Annotated in this window: 17 protein-coding genes; 1 reads left to right on the top strand and 16 read right to left on the bottom strand. The window is 70.6% G+C overall.

What is annotated here, in order from left to right:
- The first annotated feature begins 52 nt into the window (after positions 1–52).
- Positions 53–994: an RluA family pseudouridine synthase gene (locus RCR19_RS29830; RefSeq protein ID WP_331267940.1), complete on the top strand. Its 942-nt coding sequence runs from the start codon at positions 53–55 to the stop codon at positions 992–994.
- A 57-nt stretch (positions 995–1,051) separates the two neighbouring features.
- Here the strand turns inward: RCR19_RS29830 and RCR19_RS29825 are convergent, their stop codons facing one another.
- The 16 genes from RCR19_RS29825 to RCR19_RS29750 all read right to left on the bottom strand — a co-directional run bounded on the left by RCR19_RS29825 (position 1,052) and on the right by RCR19_RS29750 (position 17,929).
- Complete coding sequence (locus RCR19_RS29825) at positions 1,052–2,545, bottom strand: cytochrome P450 (protein ID WP_331267939.1); 1,494 nt, start codon at positions 2,543–2,545, stop codon at positions 1,052–1,054.
- Positions 2,546–2,639: 94 nt separating this feature from the next.
- Positions 2,640–3,263, bottom strand: coding sequence for an ATP/GTP-binding protein (locus tag RCR19_RS29820; protein ID WP_331267938.1), 624 nt, complete (start codon positions 3,261–3,263; stop codon positions 2,640–2,642).
- Positions 3,244–3,663, bottom strand: coding sequence for a DUF742 domain-containing protein (locus tag RCR19_RS29815; RefSeq protein ID WP_331267937.1), 420 nt, complete (start codon positions 3,661–3,663; stop codon positions 3,244–3,246). The genes RCR19_RS29820 and RCR19_RS29815 overlap by 20 nt, the downstream gene beginning before the upstream one ends.
- Entirely contained in the window at positions 3,660–4,067 is a 408-nt protein-coding gene (locus tag RCR19_RS29810) for a roadblock/LC7 domain-containing protein (protein WP_331267936.1), read from the bottom strand. The genes RCR19_RS29815 and RCR19_RS29810 overlap by 4 nt, the downstream gene beginning before the upstream one ends.
- Positions 4,064–5,683: an ATP-binding protein gene (locus tag RCR19_RS29805; RefSeq protein ID WP_331267935.1), complete on the bottom strand. Its 1,620-nt coding sequence runs from the start codon at positions 5,681–5,683 to the stop codon at positions 4,064–4,066. The genes RCR19_RS29810 and RCR19_RS29805 overlap by 4 nt, the downstream gene beginning before the upstream one ends.
- Before the next feature lie 528 nt (positions 5,684–6,211).
- The gene (locus tag RCR19_RS29800) at positions 6,212–9,064 is read right to left on the bottom strand and encodes a DEAD/DEAH box helicase (RefSeq protein WP_331267934.1); all 2,853 of its coding nucleotides are present in this window, start codon (positions 9,062–9,064) and stop codon (positions 6,212–6,214) included.
- A 108-nt stretch (positions 9,065–9,172) separates the two neighbouring features.
- Positions 9,173–10,117 (bottom strand): twin-arginine translocase subunit TatC, encoded by a 945-nt coding sequence (gene tatC / locus RCR19_RS29795; RefSeq protein WP_331267933.1) that lies wholly within the window; start codon positions 10,115–10,117, stop codon positions 9,173–9,175.
- Positions 10,118–10,164: 47 nt separating this feature from the next.
- Positions 10,165–10,443 carry a Sec-independent protein translocase subunit TatA gene (gene tatA, locus RCR19_RS29790; protein WP_059125678.1) on the bottom strand — a complete coding sequence of 93 codons (279 nt, stop codon included), beginning with the start codon at positions 10,441–10,443 and terminating at the stop codon, positions 10,165–10,167.
- A 338-nt stretch (positions 10,444–10,781) separates the two neighbouring features.
- Positions 10,782–10,976, bottom strand: a complete 195-nt coding sequence (locus RCR19_RS29785; protein ID WP_331267932.1) for a hypothetical protein — start codon at positions 10,974–10,976, stop codon at positions 10,782–10,784.
- 10 nt (positions 10,977–10,986) lie between these two features.
- Positions 10,987–11,247, bottom strand: a complete 261-nt coding sequence (locus RCR19_RS29780) for a hypothetical protein (protein ID WP_059125859.1) — start codon at positions 11,245–11,247, stop codon at positions 10,987–10,989.
- 80 nt (positions 11,248–11,327) lie between these two features.
- Positions 11,328–12,356, bottom strand: coding sequence for a WYL domain-containing protein (locus tag RCR19_RS29775; RefSeq protein WP_331267931.1), 1,029 nt, complete (start codon positions 12,354–12,356; stop codon positions 11,328–11,330).
- Between the two features lie 17 nt (positions 12,357–12,373).
- Positions 12,374–13,351 carry a WYL domain-containing protein gene (locus RCR19_RS29770; RefSeq protein ID WP_331267930.1) on the bottom strand — a complete coding sequence of 326 codons (978 nt, stop codon included), beginning with the start codon at positions 13,349–13,351 and terminating at the stop codon, positions 12,374–12,376.
- 373 nt (positions 13,352–13,724) lie between these two features.
- A complete protein-coding gene (locus RCR19_RS29765; RefSeq protein ID WP_331267929.1) occupies positions 13,725–14,096 on the bottom strand; it encodes an FKBP-type peptidyl-prolyl cis-trans isomerase in 372 nt (123 codons plus the stop codon).
- 70 nt (positions 14,097–14,166) lie between these two features.
- Entirely contained in the window at positions 14,167–15,171 is a 1,005-nt protein-coding gene (locus RCR19_RS29760) for an FKBP-type peptidyl-prolyl cis-trans isomerase (RefSeq protein ID WP_059125683.1), read from the bottom strand.
- Positions 15,172–15,298: 127 nt separating this feature from the next.
- Positions 15,299–16,660, bottom strand: a complete 1,362-nt coding sequence (gene pafA, locus RCR19_RS29755; protein WP_059125684.1) for a Pup--protein ligase — start codon at positions 16,658–16,660, stop codon at positions 15,299–15,301.
- 9 nt (positions 16,661–16,669) lie between these two features.
- Positions 16,670–17,929: an MFS transporter gene (locus tag RCR19_RS29750; protein ID WP_331267928.1), complete on the bottom strand. Its 1,260-nt coding sequence runs from the start codon at positions 17,927–17,929 to the stop codon at positions 16,670–16,672.
- Positions 17,930–18,022 lie beyond the last annotated feature (93 nt).

Here is an 18,022-nt window from a genome sequence, read left to right as displayed (position 1 = left end):
GCGCCCGATCCCGTTCCGCCGGTGCCCGCGGCCCCTCGTACGCTGGGCGGTGATGCGACGCAAGCCCCCGCCCCCGCCCTCTCCCCTGCCGCAGCGCGACGGGATCGATCCCGTGCGGGTACGGCTGCCCTTCGACGGGGCGTGGGACACCGTGCGGGATCATCTCGTGGCGCGGCTGGCCCCCGGGGCCGGGGTGATCGACGGCATGCTCGACGCGGGTCTGATCGTCGGGGTGGACGGACGGCCCGTCACACGTGACACGGCGTACGTGCCGGGCATGTACGTGTGGTTCCACCGCGCGCTGCCCGACGAGGTGCGGGTGCCCTTCCCGGTGGAGGTGGTGTACCGGGACGAGCACATCGTGGTCGCCGACAAGCCGCACTTCCTCGCCACGACCCCGCGCGGCAGCCATGTCACCGAGACCGCCCTGGCCCGGCTGCGGCGCGACCTCGGCATCCCCGCGCTGTCCGCGGCGCACCGGCTGGACCGGCTCACCGCGGGGCTCGTCCTGTTCACCGTGCGGCCCGAGGAACGCGGCAGGTACCAGACGCTGTTCCGCGACCGCAGGGTCACCAAGGAGTACGAGGCCGTGGCGCCCTACGCCCCCGGGGTGTCCCTGCCGCGCACCGTGCGCAGCCGGATCGTCAAGGAGCGCGGGGTGCTGACGGCCCTCGAGGTGGTGGGCGAGCCCAACGCGGTGAGCCGGATCGAGCTGCTGGAGCACCGCGCCGGGCGCGGTCGCTACCGCCTGCTGCCGCGCACCGGGCAGACCCATCAGCTGCGCGTCCACATGAACGCGTTGGGGCTGCCCGTCCTCGGCGATCCGCTCTACCCGGTGGTGGCCGACCCCGGGCCGGCCGGCGACTTCCGGCGCCCGCTCCAACTGCTCGCACGGGTACTGGAGTTCACCGATCCGGTCACGGGGCACGCGCATCGCTTCGTCAGTGCGAGGATGCTCGAGGCCTGGACGGCGTACGAGTCATGGGCCCGTTAGGCGCCGTCCACCCCTGCGCGGGACCGGCGCCCGGCCGTGACGACACCGGTCCCCGGCTCATTCGCCCCGCCACCACCGCACCAGGCGCTGCCACACTCCGGGACGTCCCGGCGGCGCCGGGGCAGCGGAGGGCACCGGCGGGACCGGCGGAGCGGCCTCCGGGACCGGATCGGTGGCCGCCGACCCGGGCGTCGTGACCAGCCATCCGGGACGCTGATGCGGCATGGCGTGCAGCGACGGCCGTTGGGTCGTGTCCTGCGGCGGCCTCGGCTCGAACCGCACCGGCAGCTCCACCAGATGCCGCGACGCGATGGACCCGGTCCACCGCAGTGCGTCCTCCTCGCAGTCGAGCCGGATGTCCGGCAGACGCATCAGCAGTGCGTCGATCCCGGTGTCGGCGATGGCACGGCCGATGTCCTGGCCCGGGCACTCGTGCGGGCCGCCGCCGAAGGCGAGGTGGGAGCGGTTGCCCTGCATGTTGGCGGAGAGGTCGGGCCGCACCCGGGGGTCGACGTTGCCGGGCGCGATGCCCAGCAGGAGTCCGTCGCCCTTGCGGATGCGCCGGCCGCCCAGCTCGGTGTCCTGCTTGGCGTAGTAGCCGAGAATGCTGCTGAAGGGCGGCTCGTCCCACAGGGACTGCTCCACCGCCTCGGGCACCGTCATCTGCCCGCCGTTGAGCTGGGCCCTGAAGCGCGGATCGGTGAGGATCACGCGCAGCACGTTGGCGAGGAGATTCGCCGTGGCCTCGTAGGCGGCGATCAGGACGACCCGCAGATGCTCCCGGATCTCACCGTCGGTGAGCGCGGCCGGGTGGTTGACGAGGTGGCTGGTGAAGTCGTCCTCGGGCTGCGCGCGGCGCCGGGCGGTGAGCCGGGTCAGCGCCTCCACGATGTACTGGTTGCTGGCGATCGCGGTCTCGGTGCCCTTGAGCATGTCGCGGGCGGCGTGCACGATCCGGTCGTTGTACTCGTCCGCCATTCCGAGGACCTCGCACATCACCGCCATCGGCAGGTGGTCGGCGAACTGGCCGACCAGATCGGCGCGGCCCGTCTCGCAGAAGCGGTTGACCAGCATCTGCGTAGCGCGGTTGATGTAGCGGCGCAGACCCCGGTAGTCGATGGTCGAGACGGCGCCGGTGACGGCGCCGCGCAGCCTGAGGTGCTCGTCGCCCTCGACGTGCGAGCAGATGGGCTGCCAGGCGAAGTGCGGGCTCAGCGGGTGGTCGGGCTTTACCTCGCCCGACATCAGCGGCGCCCACACACGGCTGTCCCGCGTGAACTGTGCGGGTGACCGCACCATGTGCAGATTTTCGCCGTGGCCGAGCACCACCCAGATCGGGACGTCGTCGTGGAGCAGCGCGGGCGCCACGGCGCCGTGTTCGGCACGCATCTTCTCGTACAGGGCCCCCAGGTCCTCCGCCTCCGGACCGTACAGCCGGTGCGCGCCACCGGGGCCGCGGCCGTGGGCCGGGCAGCCTGGCGGAGGCGTGGGGGTCGAGTCGTCCGTACCGGTGAGGTCCCTGCCGGTCAGGGAGTGGGATTCAGGCGTCACGATGGTCGCTCCGAAGCTGAGGTGGATCCGGTGTCGGGGGTGGGGACGGGACGTGCGGACGGGTGCGGCGGGGTGCGGGCGAGGGACGCCGCGATCAGAGGGGCGCGCGGGCCGTCGTCGGCGAGTGCAGGAAGCGCATCAGCGTCATCAGGACGTCGCGGCCGGAGGCCCGGCGCCGCGCGTCGCACTCCACGATCGGGATCTCGTCGGACAGGTCGAGCGCGGCGCGCAGCTCCTTCATCGGATGACGGGGCGCGTCCGGGAAGGAGTTGACGGCGACCACAAATGGCACGCCGCGCTCCTCGAGCCGGCCGATGACGTCGAAGCTGACCTCAAGACGGCGGGTGTCGAGCAGTACCACCGCGCCGAGGGCCCCCTCGAACAGGCCGTTCCACAGGAACCAGAAGCGTTCCTGGCCCGGGGTGCCGAACAGGTACAGCACCAGTTGCTCGGTGATGCTGATCCGGCCGAAGTCCATCGCCACGGTGGTGGCCGTCTTGCTGTCGGAACCGAAGTTGTCGTCGACCCCGATGCCCGCCTGCGTCATGGTCTCCTCCGTCGTCAGCGGTCTGATCTCGCTGACGGAACCGACCATGGTCGTCTTGCCGACCCCGAAGCCGCCCACGATCACGATCTTGACCGCTGCCCGTGCCGTGTGCGGCAGATGGTCCTCGGTCCGTGGCCCGGGGACGACCGGGTCAGAGCTTTTCCAGTCCATGCATCACCGCTTCGAGAAGGGAACGGTCGGGCGTCGCCTTCCGGACGACGGGGGCGCGTGCCTGGACCAGTTCGGCCGCCAGCAGGTCGGTGAGCAGAAGGGTCACGACGCTGAACGGCAGGCTGAGGTAGGCCGAGATCTCGGCCACGGACAGGGGTGACCGGCACAGCCGGAGCAGCGCCGACTGCTCCGGCGTGGCCGTGGGCTGCGGGTCGGCGCACGTCACGATCAGGGTGACCAGGTCGATGGAGGCCCGCTCGCCCCCGTCGGTGGCGCCGGTGAGGATGTACAACCGCTCGGGTTGCCTCTGCTCACCCTCCTTTCCGCCGGGGCCCGCCGGGGCCGGCTCCGGCGGCGGCTGTTGCTCGGGGTCGCGCCGACGGCGTCGCGGAGGAGTCATACGGTCTGCCCGTTGCGCCGCGGCGGGCTGGTGAGATGGGAGCCGATGCGGACCACGAGGTCCCGCATACGATTGCTCATCAGCCCGGCCTCGGCGACCGTGTCGGCCAGCACCGCGAGGTAGGCGTTGGGGCCGGCCGCCATCATGTAGAAGTAACCGCCGTCGATCTCGATGATGACCATGCGCATCCGGCCGTCGCTGTCCGGGATCTCGGCCGCGACCGCCCCCGCGAGGCTCTGCAGTCCGGCACAGGCCGCGGCGACACGGTCGGCCGCGTCGGGGTCACCGCCGTAGCGGGCGATGCGCAGACCGTCGGCGGAGAGCACCACGACCTGGTGAACGCCCGGTACGCCGTCGGCGAGTTCCTTCAGCAACCAGTCGAAGTTTCCTCGCTGCTGGATCACTTGAGGTCCCCCTCGTCGTCGGCCCGGGCCGGGGCCGGCTCGTCGTTGGTGGATGCGTACGGGGCGTCGGCCGGAGGGCCGGCGGAGAAGGCGTTCGGGTCCGGGTCGGCCTTGAGCCCGTTCATGAAGGCTTCGACCCACAGGCCGGGGGCGGGCTCCTCCTTCTCCGGCTCGGGCTCGGGCGTCCACGGGGCGTGTGTCGAGGCCTCCACGGCGGCGGCCGCCGCTTCGGCCGCGGCGGCCTCCGCCATCCGCCGGCTCAACGGGATCTTGACGCGGCTGCGGCGCTGCGGCAGACCGCCCGGTGTCCACTCGGTGACGACGGGGACGTCGTCCTCCGTCGCCAGGTGCTGCGGGGTCCGGGGGCCGGTGGTGGGCCGGCGCTTCTTGGACTTGCGATCGGGACCCTTCACCCCCTCGTTGTCCAGGGTCGGCACGGAGGTGGCGCCGATGCCGTGGGCGAACCCGGGGGCGGGGTCGGTGGTCAGCATGTCGTTGGGGACGACGAGGACGGCGCGGACTCCGCCGTACGCGGACTGCCGCAGCGAGACATGCATGTTGAACATCGACGACAGGCGTCCGACGACGGCGAGGCCGAGACGCGGTGCCTCGCCCAGTTCCTGGACGTCCACGCCGGCCTGGGCCTCGGCGAGCATCCTCTCGACCTTGGCCCGGTTCTCCTCGCCGAGGCTGATGCCGCCGTCCTCGATCTCCACGGCGATGCCGGTCTGCACCTCGGTGGCGGTGACGTGCACCTTGGTCTGCGGCGGGGAGTAGCGCGTGGCGTTGTCGAGCAGTTCGGCGGCGGCGTGGATGATCGGCTCGACCGAGATGCCCTTGATGTTGACCTTGGCGATGGAGTGCAGCTCGATACGGCGGTACTCCAGGATGCGGGACATCGCGCCGCGCAGCACGCTGTACAGCGGGACGGGCTGGGGCCACTGCCGGCCGGGGCGGCCGCCGCCGATGACGGCGATGGAGTCGGCGAGGCGGCCGATCAGCGCGGTGCCGTGGTCGATGCGCAGCAGGTCGTCGAAGACCTCGGGGTTGCGGCCGTGGTCCTCCTCCATCTCCCTGAGTTCCTTGGCCTGCTGGTGGACGATGGCCTGGACACGGCGGGCGATGTTGACGAAGGCGCGCTGCGAGGAGTCCCGCATCGCGATCTCCCGGTCGACGATCTGGAGCAGGGTGCGCAGCAACTGTCGCTGTGGTCGAGGCAGTTCGCGGAACCGGGGATGGGCGTCGACGACCGTGCGGATGACCTCCGCGGGGGAGACGCCGCCGCGCAGGCTGCTGAGCGTCCGGGGCAGCACCTCGGCGCGGAAGTACTCGATGTCCTCGTCCTGGGAGGCGATGCGCTGCTCCAGGTACGCGTTGCGCCGGGCGAAGTCGGCGCGCAGGGCACGGAGGGTACGGCCGCGGCGGGCCGCCACGGCCGCGACGGCGGTCACCAGGACGGTGGCGACGGCTCCGCACCAGCCGACGGCGATCCGGAACTGGTCCGGCACCACCGCGGCGGCGGCCCCGGTCACCGCCGCCGTAAGCACGGCGGGCACCAACAGCTCGCGCGTGTAGAGAAGTTCACGGCCACCGGGAGGCGATTGAACACTCACCATGTATGCCCTCTGAGACGAATCGGCTGGTTCGCGGATGCTGGGGAGGAGAGGCGGGATGGTCGCCGGATCAAATCCGAACAAAACCGACTCTTCATGACGCTTAAGAACAAGCGCACGAACGCATCTCAAGTCGGTGCGCCGCGGGCGAGCCTAATCCGGGCGGATCATCGCCGTGTCATCTTCGGCAAGCACCTGAAATGCCCATGGGCCAGGAGTACGCTCGGCTGATTTACACGCTGCGGCACCGTTCGAACACAGTGCGTCATGGCGCACTGGCGTCCGAAACAAGTCGCACCGGCGGGTGAAGTCCCAGGCCGTGCAGGCGACTTGAGGAGCCGTCGGTCATCTGCCGGAACACCCGCCGGACCGGCCGGACAACGCGCTCGGACTTCGCATCGGCAGGGGCGATCCCTGGGACCGCCTCCGTCGCCGAGGGAGGCGGCGCCGCAGCGTCGGTACGGTAGGCCCGGCAGCCCACGGGAGCCGCCGAGCCGTCCGCCGCCGCGGGCGCTCAGGTCTGTGCGAGCGTCACCCCACCGACGAGTACGCCACGACGCCCCTCAGCAGCCCGTCCACGGCCCTGCGCGCGTTCCTGGCAAGGGTCGAGCTCTCGGCGGGGGCGGCCGCCGCGATCTGGCCGAGGACGTCGATGACCTGCTTGCACCAGCGGACGAAGTCGCCGGCCGGCATCTCGGCCTCGCGCAGTACCTCGTCCAGACCCTTGCCGCTGGCCCACATGTACGCGGCCCAGGCGAAGCCCAGGTCCGGCTCGCGCTGGCCGACACCCTCGGTCTGGGTGATCCGGAACTCCTCCTCCAGGCCGTCGAGCCGCCCCCAGATGCGCACCATCTCGGCGAGCGCGGCCTTGGCCCTGCCCGACGGCAGCTTCGGCGCCATCGCGTCGTCGGCCATCCGGGACTCGTAGACCAGGGCCGAAGCACACGCGGCCAGTTCGGCCGGGGCGAGCCCCTCCCAGACGCCCTCCCGCAGGCATTCGCTCGCCAGCAGGTCCAGTTCGCCGTAGAGCCGCGCCAGGCGCTTTCCGTGTTCGGTCACCTCGTCGCCGCGCAGGTAGTCCATCTCGGTCAGCAGCGCGACGATACGGTCGAAGGTGCGGGCGATGGTGTTCGTACGGCCCTCGATACGGCGCTCGAGCTGGGAGGTGTCGCGCATCAACCGGTGGTACCGCTCGGCCCAACGAGCGTGGTCCTCACGATCGTTGCAGCCGTGGCAGGGGTGGGCGCGCAGAGCCGTGCGCAGCCGGGCGATCTCGCGGTCGTCTGCGGCCGCGGCGCGCCTCTTGCGGTGCCGCTCGGGCGGGATGTGCCCGGCCTTGCTGCGCAGGGCGGAGGCCAGGTCGCGACGGGACTGCGGCGAGCGCGGGTTGAACGACTTGGGGATGCGCATCCGCTCCAGCGGCTCGACGGGCACCGGGAAGTCCATGGCCGCCAGCCGTTTGACCTGCCGTTCGACGGTCAGCACCAAAGGACGCGGGCCGTCGTGCTGTTCGAAGCCGCGGTGGCCGTTGGAGCGGCCGGCGGGCAGGCCGGGGTCGAGGACGAGGGCGAGACCGGCGTACTTGCCGGTGGGGACGTGGATGACGTCACCGGGCCTGAGCTTCTCCAGGGCCACGGCGGCCTCCGCACGGCGCTCCACCGCGCCCTGCCGCGCCAGCTCCGTCTCGCGGTCCTTGAGCTCGCGGCGCAACCGGGCGTACTCCTCGAAGTCTCCGAGGTGGCAGGTCATCGACTCCTGATAACCCGCGAGTCCTTCCTCGTTGCGCTGGACCTGACGGGAGATGCCCACGACCGACTTGTCGGCCTGGAACTGCGCGAAGGACGTCTCGAGGAGTTCGCGCGAGCGGTGCCGGCCGAACTGCTCGACCAGGTTCACGGCCATGTTGTACGACGGCTTGAAGCTGGAGCGCAGCGGGTAGGTGCGCGTGCCCGCGAGGCCCGCGAGGTGCTCGGGGTTCATGCCGCGCTGCCACAGCACCACCGCGTGGCCCTCGATGTCGATGCCGCGCCGGCCCGCACGGCCGGTCAACTGGGTGTACTCACCGGGGGTGATGTCGGCGTGCTGCTCGCCGTTCCACTTGACGAGCTTCTCCAGCACCACCGAGCGCGCCGGCATGTTGATGCCGAGCGCCAGGGTCTCGGTGGCGAACACGGCCTTCACCAGGCCGCGGACGAAGAGTTCCTCGACGACCTCCTTGAACGTCGGGAGCATGCCCGCGTGGTGGGCGGCGATGCCGCGCTCCAGGCCCTCCAGCCATTCGTAGTAGCCGAGGACGTGCAGGTCCTCGGGCGGGATCGAGGCGGTGCGCTCCTCGACCAGGGCGCGCACCTGCTCGCGCTCCTCCTCGTTGTTGAGCCGCAGTCCCGCGTACAGGCACTGCTCGACGGCGGCCTGGCAGGCGGCCCGGCTGAAGATGAAGGTGATGGCGGGCAGCAGGCCCTCGGAGTCGAGGCGCTCGATGACCTCGGGTCTGCCCGGAGTCCACACCCGGGCGCGCTGTCTGCGCTCCCGCTCACGGTCGGCCTCGCGCATGGCACGGCCGCGTCTGCGGTCCGTGTAGGACGGGCGGGTGGCCTCCGTGCGGGCGAGGCGCGCCAGATCGGGGTTGACGGCCTTCTTGTGGCCCTCCCCCTCCTCGAACAGGTCGTACATCCGGCGGCCGGCCAGCACATGCTGGAACAGCGGTACGGGCCGGTGCTCGGAGACGATCACCTCGGTGTCCCCGCGGACGGTGTCGAGCCAGTCGCCGAACTCCTCGGCGTTGGACACGGTCGCCGACAGGGACACCAGGGTCACCGACGCGGGCAGGTGGATGATCACTTCCTCCCAGACGGCGCCGCGGAAACGGTCGGAGAGGTAGTGCACCTCGTCCATGACCACATGACCGAGGCCGAGGAGGGTCTGCGAGCCCGCGTAGAGCATGTTCCGCAGGACCTCGGTGGTCATGACGACGATCGGGGCGTCCGCGTTGACGCTGTTGTCGCCGGTCAGGAGGCCGACCTTGGCCGCGCCGTAGCGGCGGCTCAGATCGGAGTACTTCTGGTTCGACAGCGCCTTGATGGGTGTCGTGTAGAAGCACTTCTTGCCCTGCTTCAGGGCGAGGTGGACGGCGAACTCGCCGACGATCGTCTTGCCGGAGCCGGTGGGTGCGGCCACCAGTACGCCCTTGCCGGCCTCGAGTGCCTGACAGGCCTCGATCTGGAAGGGGTCGAGACCGAAGTCGTACATCTCGCGGAAGGAGGCGAGGGCGGTGGCCTGCTCGGCAGCCCGCTGGCGGGCTGCGGCGTAGCGCTCGGCCGGTGAGAGGTCCTCTGTCATCGTACTTTCGAGCGTACCGGGCGTCGCTGACAACAGGACGATCATTATCCGGAACAAGGCCCATGGCCGTGACGCCGACGGCGACGGGCCCCACCGTTGTGCTCGGTGGGGCCCGTGGGACGGTCCGTCAAGGCGCCCGGGGCGCCGGTCGGATCAGGTGACGTCGTCGTAGCCGTTGACCCGGTCCGTACCCGGCTCCGTCGGTGCGCCGCCTGCCGACACCGACTCGGCCTCGCCGATGTCCTCGGGGGTCAGGTCCAGGTCGGAGGCCTCGTCGTCGTCCGGTCCCGAGGAGTCGCGCAGCCGCCTGCGCCGGTCGTTGATCAGCGAGAAGGCGACCGCGGCGAAGTACAGCACCCAGATCGGGCCGGCCAGCGCGAGCATCGACAGCGGGTCGGTGCTCGGGGTGGCGACGGCCGCGAAGACCGTGATGCCCAGGATCATGGCGCGCCACCAGCCGAGCATGCGCCTACCGGTGATCATCCCGGTCATGTTGAGCATGATCAGCAGCAGGGGCAGCTCGAAGGACAGACCGAAGACGACCACCATGCGCGTGACGAGCTGGAGCAGGTCGTCCAGCGGCAGCAGGTTGTCGACCCCGCCCGGGGTGAAGTCGATGAGCACCTTGGCGGTGGTGGGCAGCACCCGGTACGCGAAGTAGGCGCCGCCGAGGAACAGCGGGACGCCGGTCCCCACGAAGCCGTAGGCGTACTTCCGCTCGTGCCGGTGCAGCCCGGGCGCCACGAACGCCCACAGCTGGTACAGCCAGACCGGCGAGGCGAACACGATGCCCGCCGTCAGCGAGACCTGGAGGGCGAGCGTGAAGGGAGCGAGCAGGCCGTTGATCGTGATCCGCGCGCAGGGCTGTGCGTGTTCGGTCGACCTCGCCAGTTCCTCGAACGTCTTGCCGCAGCCGACCGAGTCGAGGATCGGCTTGGTGAGGTAGTTGATGATGTCGTTGTAGAAGAAGGCGGCGACGACCGTGACCAGGATGATGGCCAGCATCGCCTTCGCGAGCCGGTTGCGAAGCTCACGAAGGTGTTCCGCAAGGGGCATCCGCCCCTCGGGGTCCTTCTCCTTGCGGGCAGGCTTGAGCAACCCACGTCCTCATCTCATGCGGCGGGCCGGAGGCATCCGGCCCTGCGTCAGCGCTGGGTCGTGTCCGTCGGCTCGGTGACCGGGCGGGAGCTGGTCACATCGCCGGGAGCGGCCTGGATGGTGCGCTGCGCGGAGGCCTCGTCGTTCGGCGGACCGGCCGGCGCGGACGGCTTGCCGTCGTCCTTCATCGCCTTGGCCTCGCTCTTCAGAATGCGCGCGGACTTGCCGAGGGACCGGGCCATGTCCGGAAGCTTCTTCGCGCCGAACAGCAGGATGATGACGACGAGGATGAGAATGATCTCGGGAGCTCCGAGCCGTCCGAACATAAGTCTTTACCTTCTCACCGAGGCGGCATGGGGTGGGGTTGCTGTCCGATCAGTCGGACATGCGTCCGACCATCGTCCAGCGATCGTAACGCTCAGGGGTGAACGTGGAGCAATCCCTGGGCGTACTCCCGGTCTGCGGACCGCGCCTCATTCTCGGGCCCGCGATCAGAGAGTACCTGTCCCGGGTGGTAAGTAGACAGGCTGTGGTGACTCATTGCGCGGCCGTGGGGCTGCTCCGTTCGCATCGCGGAGCAGCCGGTGAGCGGCCCGAGCGGCCCGGATGTCCGTCCGCACGGCGCCCGGGCGGCGCCGGGGACCGTGCACGGCTCACACCTGTTTCATATCCGGTCGGCGGCCCGTGCGGCGCCGGCGGCGGCCGTCTCGAGGTCCTCCGCGGCATGGTTGATCCGGCGTGCGGACTCCGAGACCTGCCGTCCGAGACGCTCCGCCTCCACGAAGACGCGGACGGCGAACACACTCAGAACGGCGAGCCCGAGGAACCCCAGGGCGATCGCCAGCATCGGCCAGAACATGACGCCGAGCCTAGAGGGTCGAGTGCAGCCGCAGGGTCCGCACCCCGCCCCCGGTGAGCAGCTCGACAACACGCTCCCCCGCCGGCTTGCGGACCAGGGCGCCGCACTCGGGGCAGGTGAAGGAGTAGAAGGTGGTCTTGCTGCTGGCGCCGATGGCCAGCCGCAGCGCGCCCGCCCCCAGTTCGAAGCGGCCCCTGCAGTCCGGGCAGCCGGCCCTGAACACCACGTCGGCCACCCGCCGCATGCCGGCGAACGCCGTGCGCACCGACATCTCCGGCTCATCGGGCGTCTGCGGCACACCGCCCGACGCGTTCGACTGCTCCGACGCACCACCGGACGTCGCCGACGTGCTCACAGCCCCTGCTCCTGCCTGTCGTACAGCCCGTCCTGGACCGTGTCCGGCCCGTCGTACGCCGCGAGCGCCTCGGCTGCCGCCCGGCGGGCGTTGTCCGCGAGGTCCTGCGGCGACACGATCCGGCCGTCGCGCCCGAGCCGCAGCGCCAGCCGTCGCAGCGACGCCGGGTCCGGGGTCCGCAAGGTGATACGCAGCCCGCCGTCGGCAAGCTCATCCGCGCGGTCGTGCGGGTAGTACTCGGCCACCCAGCGACCCGCCGGGCCGACCTCGACGACCACCTCGGGGTCCTCGGCGGCGGGCTGGACGAGCCCCTCGGAGAGGTCACGGAGCTCGACCTCCGGCGGTGCCGACGGCTCGTCGAGGATCCTGATCTCGGCGACCCGGTCGAGCCGGAAGGTGCGGCGCGCCTCCGAGCGGCGGCACCACGCCTCCACATACGTGTGGCCCACGCTGACGAGGCGGATCGGGTCGATCTCGCGCTCGGTGAGCTCGTCACGGGCGGGCGAGTAGTAGCGGATCCACAGTCGGCGCCGCTCCGAGATGGCCCGGTCGACGTCGGCGAAGACGCCGCCCTCGGACTCGAAGGTGACCGAGAGCCGGGAGCTGGCACCCGCGGCCTCCCCTGCGGCGGTCTCCACCTTCGCGGTGGCGCGCAGCAGGGCCTGGCGGTCGCTCTCCCGCAGACCCGGCAGGGTGGCGACGGCCCGGGCGGCGACCAGCAGTGCGGTCGCCTCGTCGGCCGCCAGCCGCAGCGGCTCGGCGGCGTCCGCCCCGAGGGCGGCCGGATTGTGCCACCAGATGCGCTCGCCGTCGGTGTCGATGTCGAGCAGATCGCCGCCGCGGAAACTGGTCCCGCACATCGGCAGCACATCGAGGTCCGAGACGAGCTCGTCCTCGGTGATCCCGAAGGCCCGGGCGACGTCCTCGATGCGGGCGCCGGGACGCTCCCGCAGATAGGTCACCAGCGACAGCATCCGCCGGGTCTGGTCGATGGCGTTCGCCGTTCTGGCCGGTTTGCCTGCCACGTTCGTGCCCCTCCCCCTCAGCCCTTGGCCACGGCGCGCAGTCGGTCCACCACGTCGGCCCTCAGCTCCGCCGGCTCCAGGACCACGACATCGGGTCCGAACTCCACCAGCCAGGCGTCGAGGCCGTGCCCGTACGGAATCTCCAACTCGTCCCAACCGTCACCGAGTTCCCGCACTGCGGTGGCCTTGGCCCGAAGGGGGTACCCCGCACCCGTGCGCAGCCGGATCAGGGCCGAACGGTCGGCGGTCTCCCCCGCCCAGCTGGCGACGGTCTCACGGACGGTGACGACGTCCGGCACCTCGGCGGTGAAGGCGCCGCCGCGGCTGCGGACCTTGCCCGTGATCCGGGAGAGCCGGAAGACGCGCTCGGCACCACGGTCGCGGTCCCATCCGGCCATGTACCAGTGGCCGCGCCAGCACTCCAGCGCCCAGGGCTCGACATGACGCGTCTCCGGACGCGCCGCGGTGGCCTTGCGGTAGTCGAAGACGACCGGGCGGCGGTCGCGGCAGGCGAGCATCAACGGCTCGAAGGCGGCCTCGTGCACGGGGATGCGCGGCTCCAGCGCCCCGTGCGCCTCGTACGGGTCCACGTCCTCGGGCAGGCCGGCGGCACGCAGCTTCTGCAGCGCACCGCTCGCGGCACCCGCGAGCCGCGCCTGCTGCCACACCTTGGCGGCCAGTCCCAGCGCGGCGGCCTCCTCCGCGTCGAGCGTGATGGGCGGAAGACGGTTGCTGTCGCGGCGGGCGAGATAGCCGACCTCGCCGTCCAGGTTCTCGACGGTCTCGATGACCAGGCCGAGTTCGCGCAGATCGTCCTTGTCACGCTCGAACATGCGGTTGAAGGAGTCGTCGGAGCCCGCCGACGTCTTCTCCGGCCCGAAGGACTCGACATAGGCCTCGATGGATTCGCGCAGCTCCCGCTTGCTGAGCGGCCGCCGCGTCCCGAGCAGACACAGCGCCAGGTTCATCAGTCGCTCTGCCTTGGCAATGGCCATCGACGCCCTTCGCCTCCCCATGATGCCTACGACCGACGACCGTACCTCTCGCAGGTGCCCCGGCAAAAGCGGAGGGCCCATGCCCGTACAGGCATGGGCCCCAGGTGATCGTTTCCGGTCGGATCCGGTATCGCCCCCGGTCCGGGCCCGTCCCGCGTCGGAGGCGGGTCGCGGGCCGGTACCGGCGGCGCCGATGCGCCTCCCGGACCGGTGGTGCCGGGGTCCGTGCCCGCACCCGGTCCTGCGGTGTCGCGTCCGCCCTTGCACCCGGGCGGGAGAGCGCCGCAGCGTTCGGACCGCCACCGCGCGTGCCGGGCCTCCCGGGCGTCCGGCGACGGCGCCGGTGACCCGGCCTCCGCTCAGCGGGTCCCGATCAGACCGCGACCAGGTCGCAGACGAAGATCAGCGTCTCGCCGGGCTTGATCCGGCCACCCGCGCCACGGTCGCCGTAGGCGAGGTGCGGAGGAATGGTCAACTGGCGGCGGCCGCCGACCTTCATGCCCTGCACGCCCTTGTCCCAGCCCTGGATGACCTGCCCCACGCCGAGCTGGAACTTCAGCGGCGTGCCACGGTTCCAGGAGGCGTCGAACTCCTCACCGCTGGAGAAGGCCACTCCCACGTAGTGGACGGAGACGGTGTCGCCCGCCTTGGCCTCCGGGCCGTCACCCTCCCAGATGTCCTTGATCTCGAGGTCCGCCGGGGGCTCGCCGCCCGGGAAGTCGATCTCGGGCTTCTCGATGCTCACGTCAAAAACTCCTGCTCATTGGTGTTGAGGCCATTGCGGCACCTCCGACACTCTCATATCCCCGCGGGCGTTACATCTTCGCCAGGATGTCCACCGAGAACACCAGCGTGGAGTCCTTCTTGATGCTGCTGCCCGCGGGCGGGTTGTCGCCGTATCCCAGCTTGGGCGGGATCACGACGAGCACACGGCTGCCCACCTTCTTGCCCGTCAGACCCTGTGCCCAGCCCTTGACGACCTGCTGCAGCGAGAACGAGGCGAGCTGACCGCGGCTGTACGTCGAGTCGAACTCCTTGCCGTCCTCCCACAGCACGCCCTTGTACTGCACGAGCACGCTGCTGTCCGCGGCCACCGCCTCGCCGTCGCCCTCGATCACGTAGTTCGCCACCAGGTCCGCCGGCGCCTTCACCTTGGGCACGTCGATGGACGGGGCCTTGCCGTCGGTGTTGGTGCCCACCTTCGGCAGGTTGGCGTCGTTCTGCGCGACGACCTTGCCCTTCGCCGAGCTCTTGCCGCTGAACGTGTTCTGGAGGTCCACCACGAACACCAGGGTGTCGGTGCCCTTGATGCCCGCCTGGGTGTTGCCCTGCGGGCCGTAGCCCCAGGTCGGGGGCACGGACATCTCGACCCGGCTGCCCACCTTCTTGCCCTGCAGGGCATAGCGCCAGCCGTCGATGATGCCGCCCTGGGCGAGCTGGATCACCAGCGGCGTCTTGCGGTCGTAGGAGTTGTCGAAGACCTTCGCCGTGTCCCAGATCTGGCCCAGGTAGTGCACCTGGACGTAGTCGTTCTCCGCGACCGTCTGGCCCGTGCCCGGAATCGCCGTCCTCACCGCCAGGTCCTTCGACGGCGCGCCCGGGCCCTTGGCCACCGTCGGCTTCTCGCCGAACTTGGTACCCGCCGTGATGGCAGGCAGCGGTCCGTCGACGATCTTGGGCGATGGGGCGGCCGACGGGGCCGTGGCCGTGGGGGACGGGCTTGCACTCGCCTGGCCCGAGCCGGACTTTCCGTCGCCGCATCCGGCGAGCGTGACCAGTCCTGCGGGCAGAGCGGCGAGGATGAGTGAGCGTCGGCGCACGATGGGGCCTCGTAATCGGTCGATCTTGATTGATGGCGTGCGCGCAACTCTACGGTGTGACGAGGGCGCCGTACGGCAAACGTACGGCGCCCGCGTTGCGTTACGGCGACAGGTGCGAACCCCGCGTTCACATCCCGGCGATCAGCTTCTCCACCCGGTCGTCCACGGAACGGAACGGGTCCTTGCACAACACGGTGCGCTGCGCCTGGTCGTTGAGCTTGAGATGCACCCAGTCCACCGTGAAATCACGTCGCTGTTCCTGAGCCCTGCGGATGAAGTCGCCGCGCAGCCGGGCCCGAGTGGTCTGCGGCGGAACCGACTTCCCCTCGAAGATCTTCAAGTCGTTGCAGATCCGAGTGGCTTGACCCTTCTTCTCCAGCAGGTAGTACAGGCCGCGACGACGGTGGATGTCGTGGTAGGCGAGGTCTATCTGGGCGACCCGCGGATGCGACATCGTCATGTTGTGCTTGGCGCGGTACCGCTCGATGAGCTTGTACTTCATCACCCAGTCGATCTCGGTACCGATCCGGTCCAGGTCCTCGGACTCGATCGCGTCCAGGGTGCGGCCCCACAGCTCCAGGACCTGCTCCACCGTGCCCGTGCGGATCCCGCGGCGCTCGCAGAAGTCCACGGCCTTCTCGTAGTACTCGCGCTGCACCTCCAGGGCGGAGGCCTCCCGGCCGCTCGCCAGACGCACCTTGCGACGGCCCGTGATGTCGTGGCTGACCTCGCGGATCGCCCGGATCGGGTTCTCCAGGGTGAGGTCACGCATCACCGTGCCCGCCTCGATCATGCGCAGCACCAGGTCCGTGGCCCCGACCTTGAGCAGCATGGTCGTCTCGGACATGTTCGAATCGCCGACGATCACATGCAGACGGCGGTAGCGCTCGGCGTCCGCGTGCGGCTCGTCCCGTGTGTTGATGATCGGCCGGGAGCGCGTGGTCGCCGAGCTGACGCCCTCCCAGATGTGCTCGGCACGCTGGCTCACGCAGTACACGGCCCCGCGCGGGGTCTGCAGCACCTTCCCGGCCCCGCACAGCAGCTGCCGTGTGACCAGGAACGGGATCAGGATGTCCGCGAGCCGCGAGAACTCTCCGTGCCGCGCCACCAGATAGTTCTCGTGACAGCCGTAGGAGTTACCGGCCGAGTCGGTGTTGTTCTTGAAGAGGTAGACGTCGCCCGCGATTCCCTCCTCGTGCAGACGACGTTCGGCATCGACCAGCAATCCCTCGAGAATGCGCTCGCCGGCCTTGTCGTGGGTGACCAGTTCGATCACGTTGTCACATTCGGGTGTCGCGTATTCCGGATGTGAGCCCACGTCGAGATACAGGCGGGCGCCGTTCCGCAGAAAGACATTGCTGCTACGGCCCCATGACACGACACGGCGGAAGAGGTACCGCGCCACCTCGTCAGGCGACAGACGGCGCTGTCCCCTGAACGTGCACGTGACGCCGTACTCGTTCTCCAGCCCGAAAATGCGGCGGTCCATGAGTGAACATTACGCCCGATCCCCCGAGCTGAAACGGGGTTCGACGGCACGGTTTGGATCATTTTCCGGTGAAGGCGCAACCACCGCACCCCCGGCAGGAGCTGCGAGGACCCCTCCCGTCGCCAGGAGGACCAGCAGGGACACGGCCCCGGCGGCACCCGGCACCGCGAACCCCCACAGGGCGCCACCCGCCTGCACGACCGGTCCCGCGAGGCCCGTCCCGACCGACGCCCCCACCGTGAACGTCGTGACAAGCCAGGAGAACGCCTCGGTGACCGTGCCGCCCGGTGCGTGCCGGTCGACGATGATGAACGCGCAGGCGATGCACGGCGCCAGGAAGACCCCGGCGAGCACCGTGAGCAGCACCATGGCGACCGCCCCCGGCATCAGCATCAGGGGCAGGTAACACACCGCCAGAAGCCCCACGAGCACACGCAGTCGCCGCTCCGGCGCACCGGGCCACTGCCGCACCCCGTACGCCGTCCCGCCGACCAGGGCGCCCAGCCCCAGGGCGGCCATCAGCCAGCCGTACACCCCGTCACCGCCGTGACCGTCCGCGTACGACACCGCCGCCACCGTGATGGAGCCCAGCGCGATGCCCACGAACAGGAACGCGCCGAGCAGCGCCAGCAGCCCCGGCGAGCGCAGGGCACCGAGCCAGTGCGCCTCGCGCGGCCCCGAACGCCACGCCCGCGAGGGCGGCGACACGACCACGGAGAGTGCCCCCAGCACCCCGATGACGTTGATCACGACGAGCGCCACCCGGGCGGACCACAGCGCCACGCAGGCGGTCACCAGCAGCGGGCCCACGGTGAACATCACCTCCTGGGCGACGGCGTCCAGCGCGTATGCCGTGGGCACCTGAGCGTCACGGCGCAGCACCACCGGCCACAGCGCCCGCAGTCCGCCCTCCAGGGGCGGTGTGAACAGCCCCGCGACGATCATGGCCGCGTACGCCAGTACGGGTGACGCGACACCCGCCAGGGCGAACCCGGCCATCGCGAGGCCCGAGACGATCGCGGCCGGCAGCTGCACACGCGGCTGACCGTGCAGATCGACCAGTCGGCCCAACAGCGGCTGGCCCACGGCGTTCGCCACCCCGTACACCGCCGCGAGCGCGCCGGCGAAGCTGTAGGTGCCGCCCTCGGCCCGCACGAACAGCACCACGGCGATCGCCGCGGTCGCGTTCGGGAGCCGGCCCACCAGTGTTCCGGTGAGCAGACGCACGGCGTGCCTCGCCCTGAGGATCTCCAGGTATCCCGCGGCCATGCCCCGTCCCTTCTTGTGCGCCTCGTCGCCGTCGGCCAGTCGGCCACTGGGGAGGTTGTACGTATAACGTCGTCCGCCATACGTACCATGTGC

Origin of the sequence: Streptomyces sp. WAC07094 (genome assembly GCF_036320405.1) — a bacterium.
In the GTDB taxonomy this organism is placed as follows: domain Bacteria; phylum Actinomycetota; class Actinomycetes; order Streptomycetales; family Streptomycetaceae; genus Streptomyces; species Streptomyces lannensis.
This window is presented reverse-complemented; position numbering and strand designations above follow the sequence as displayed.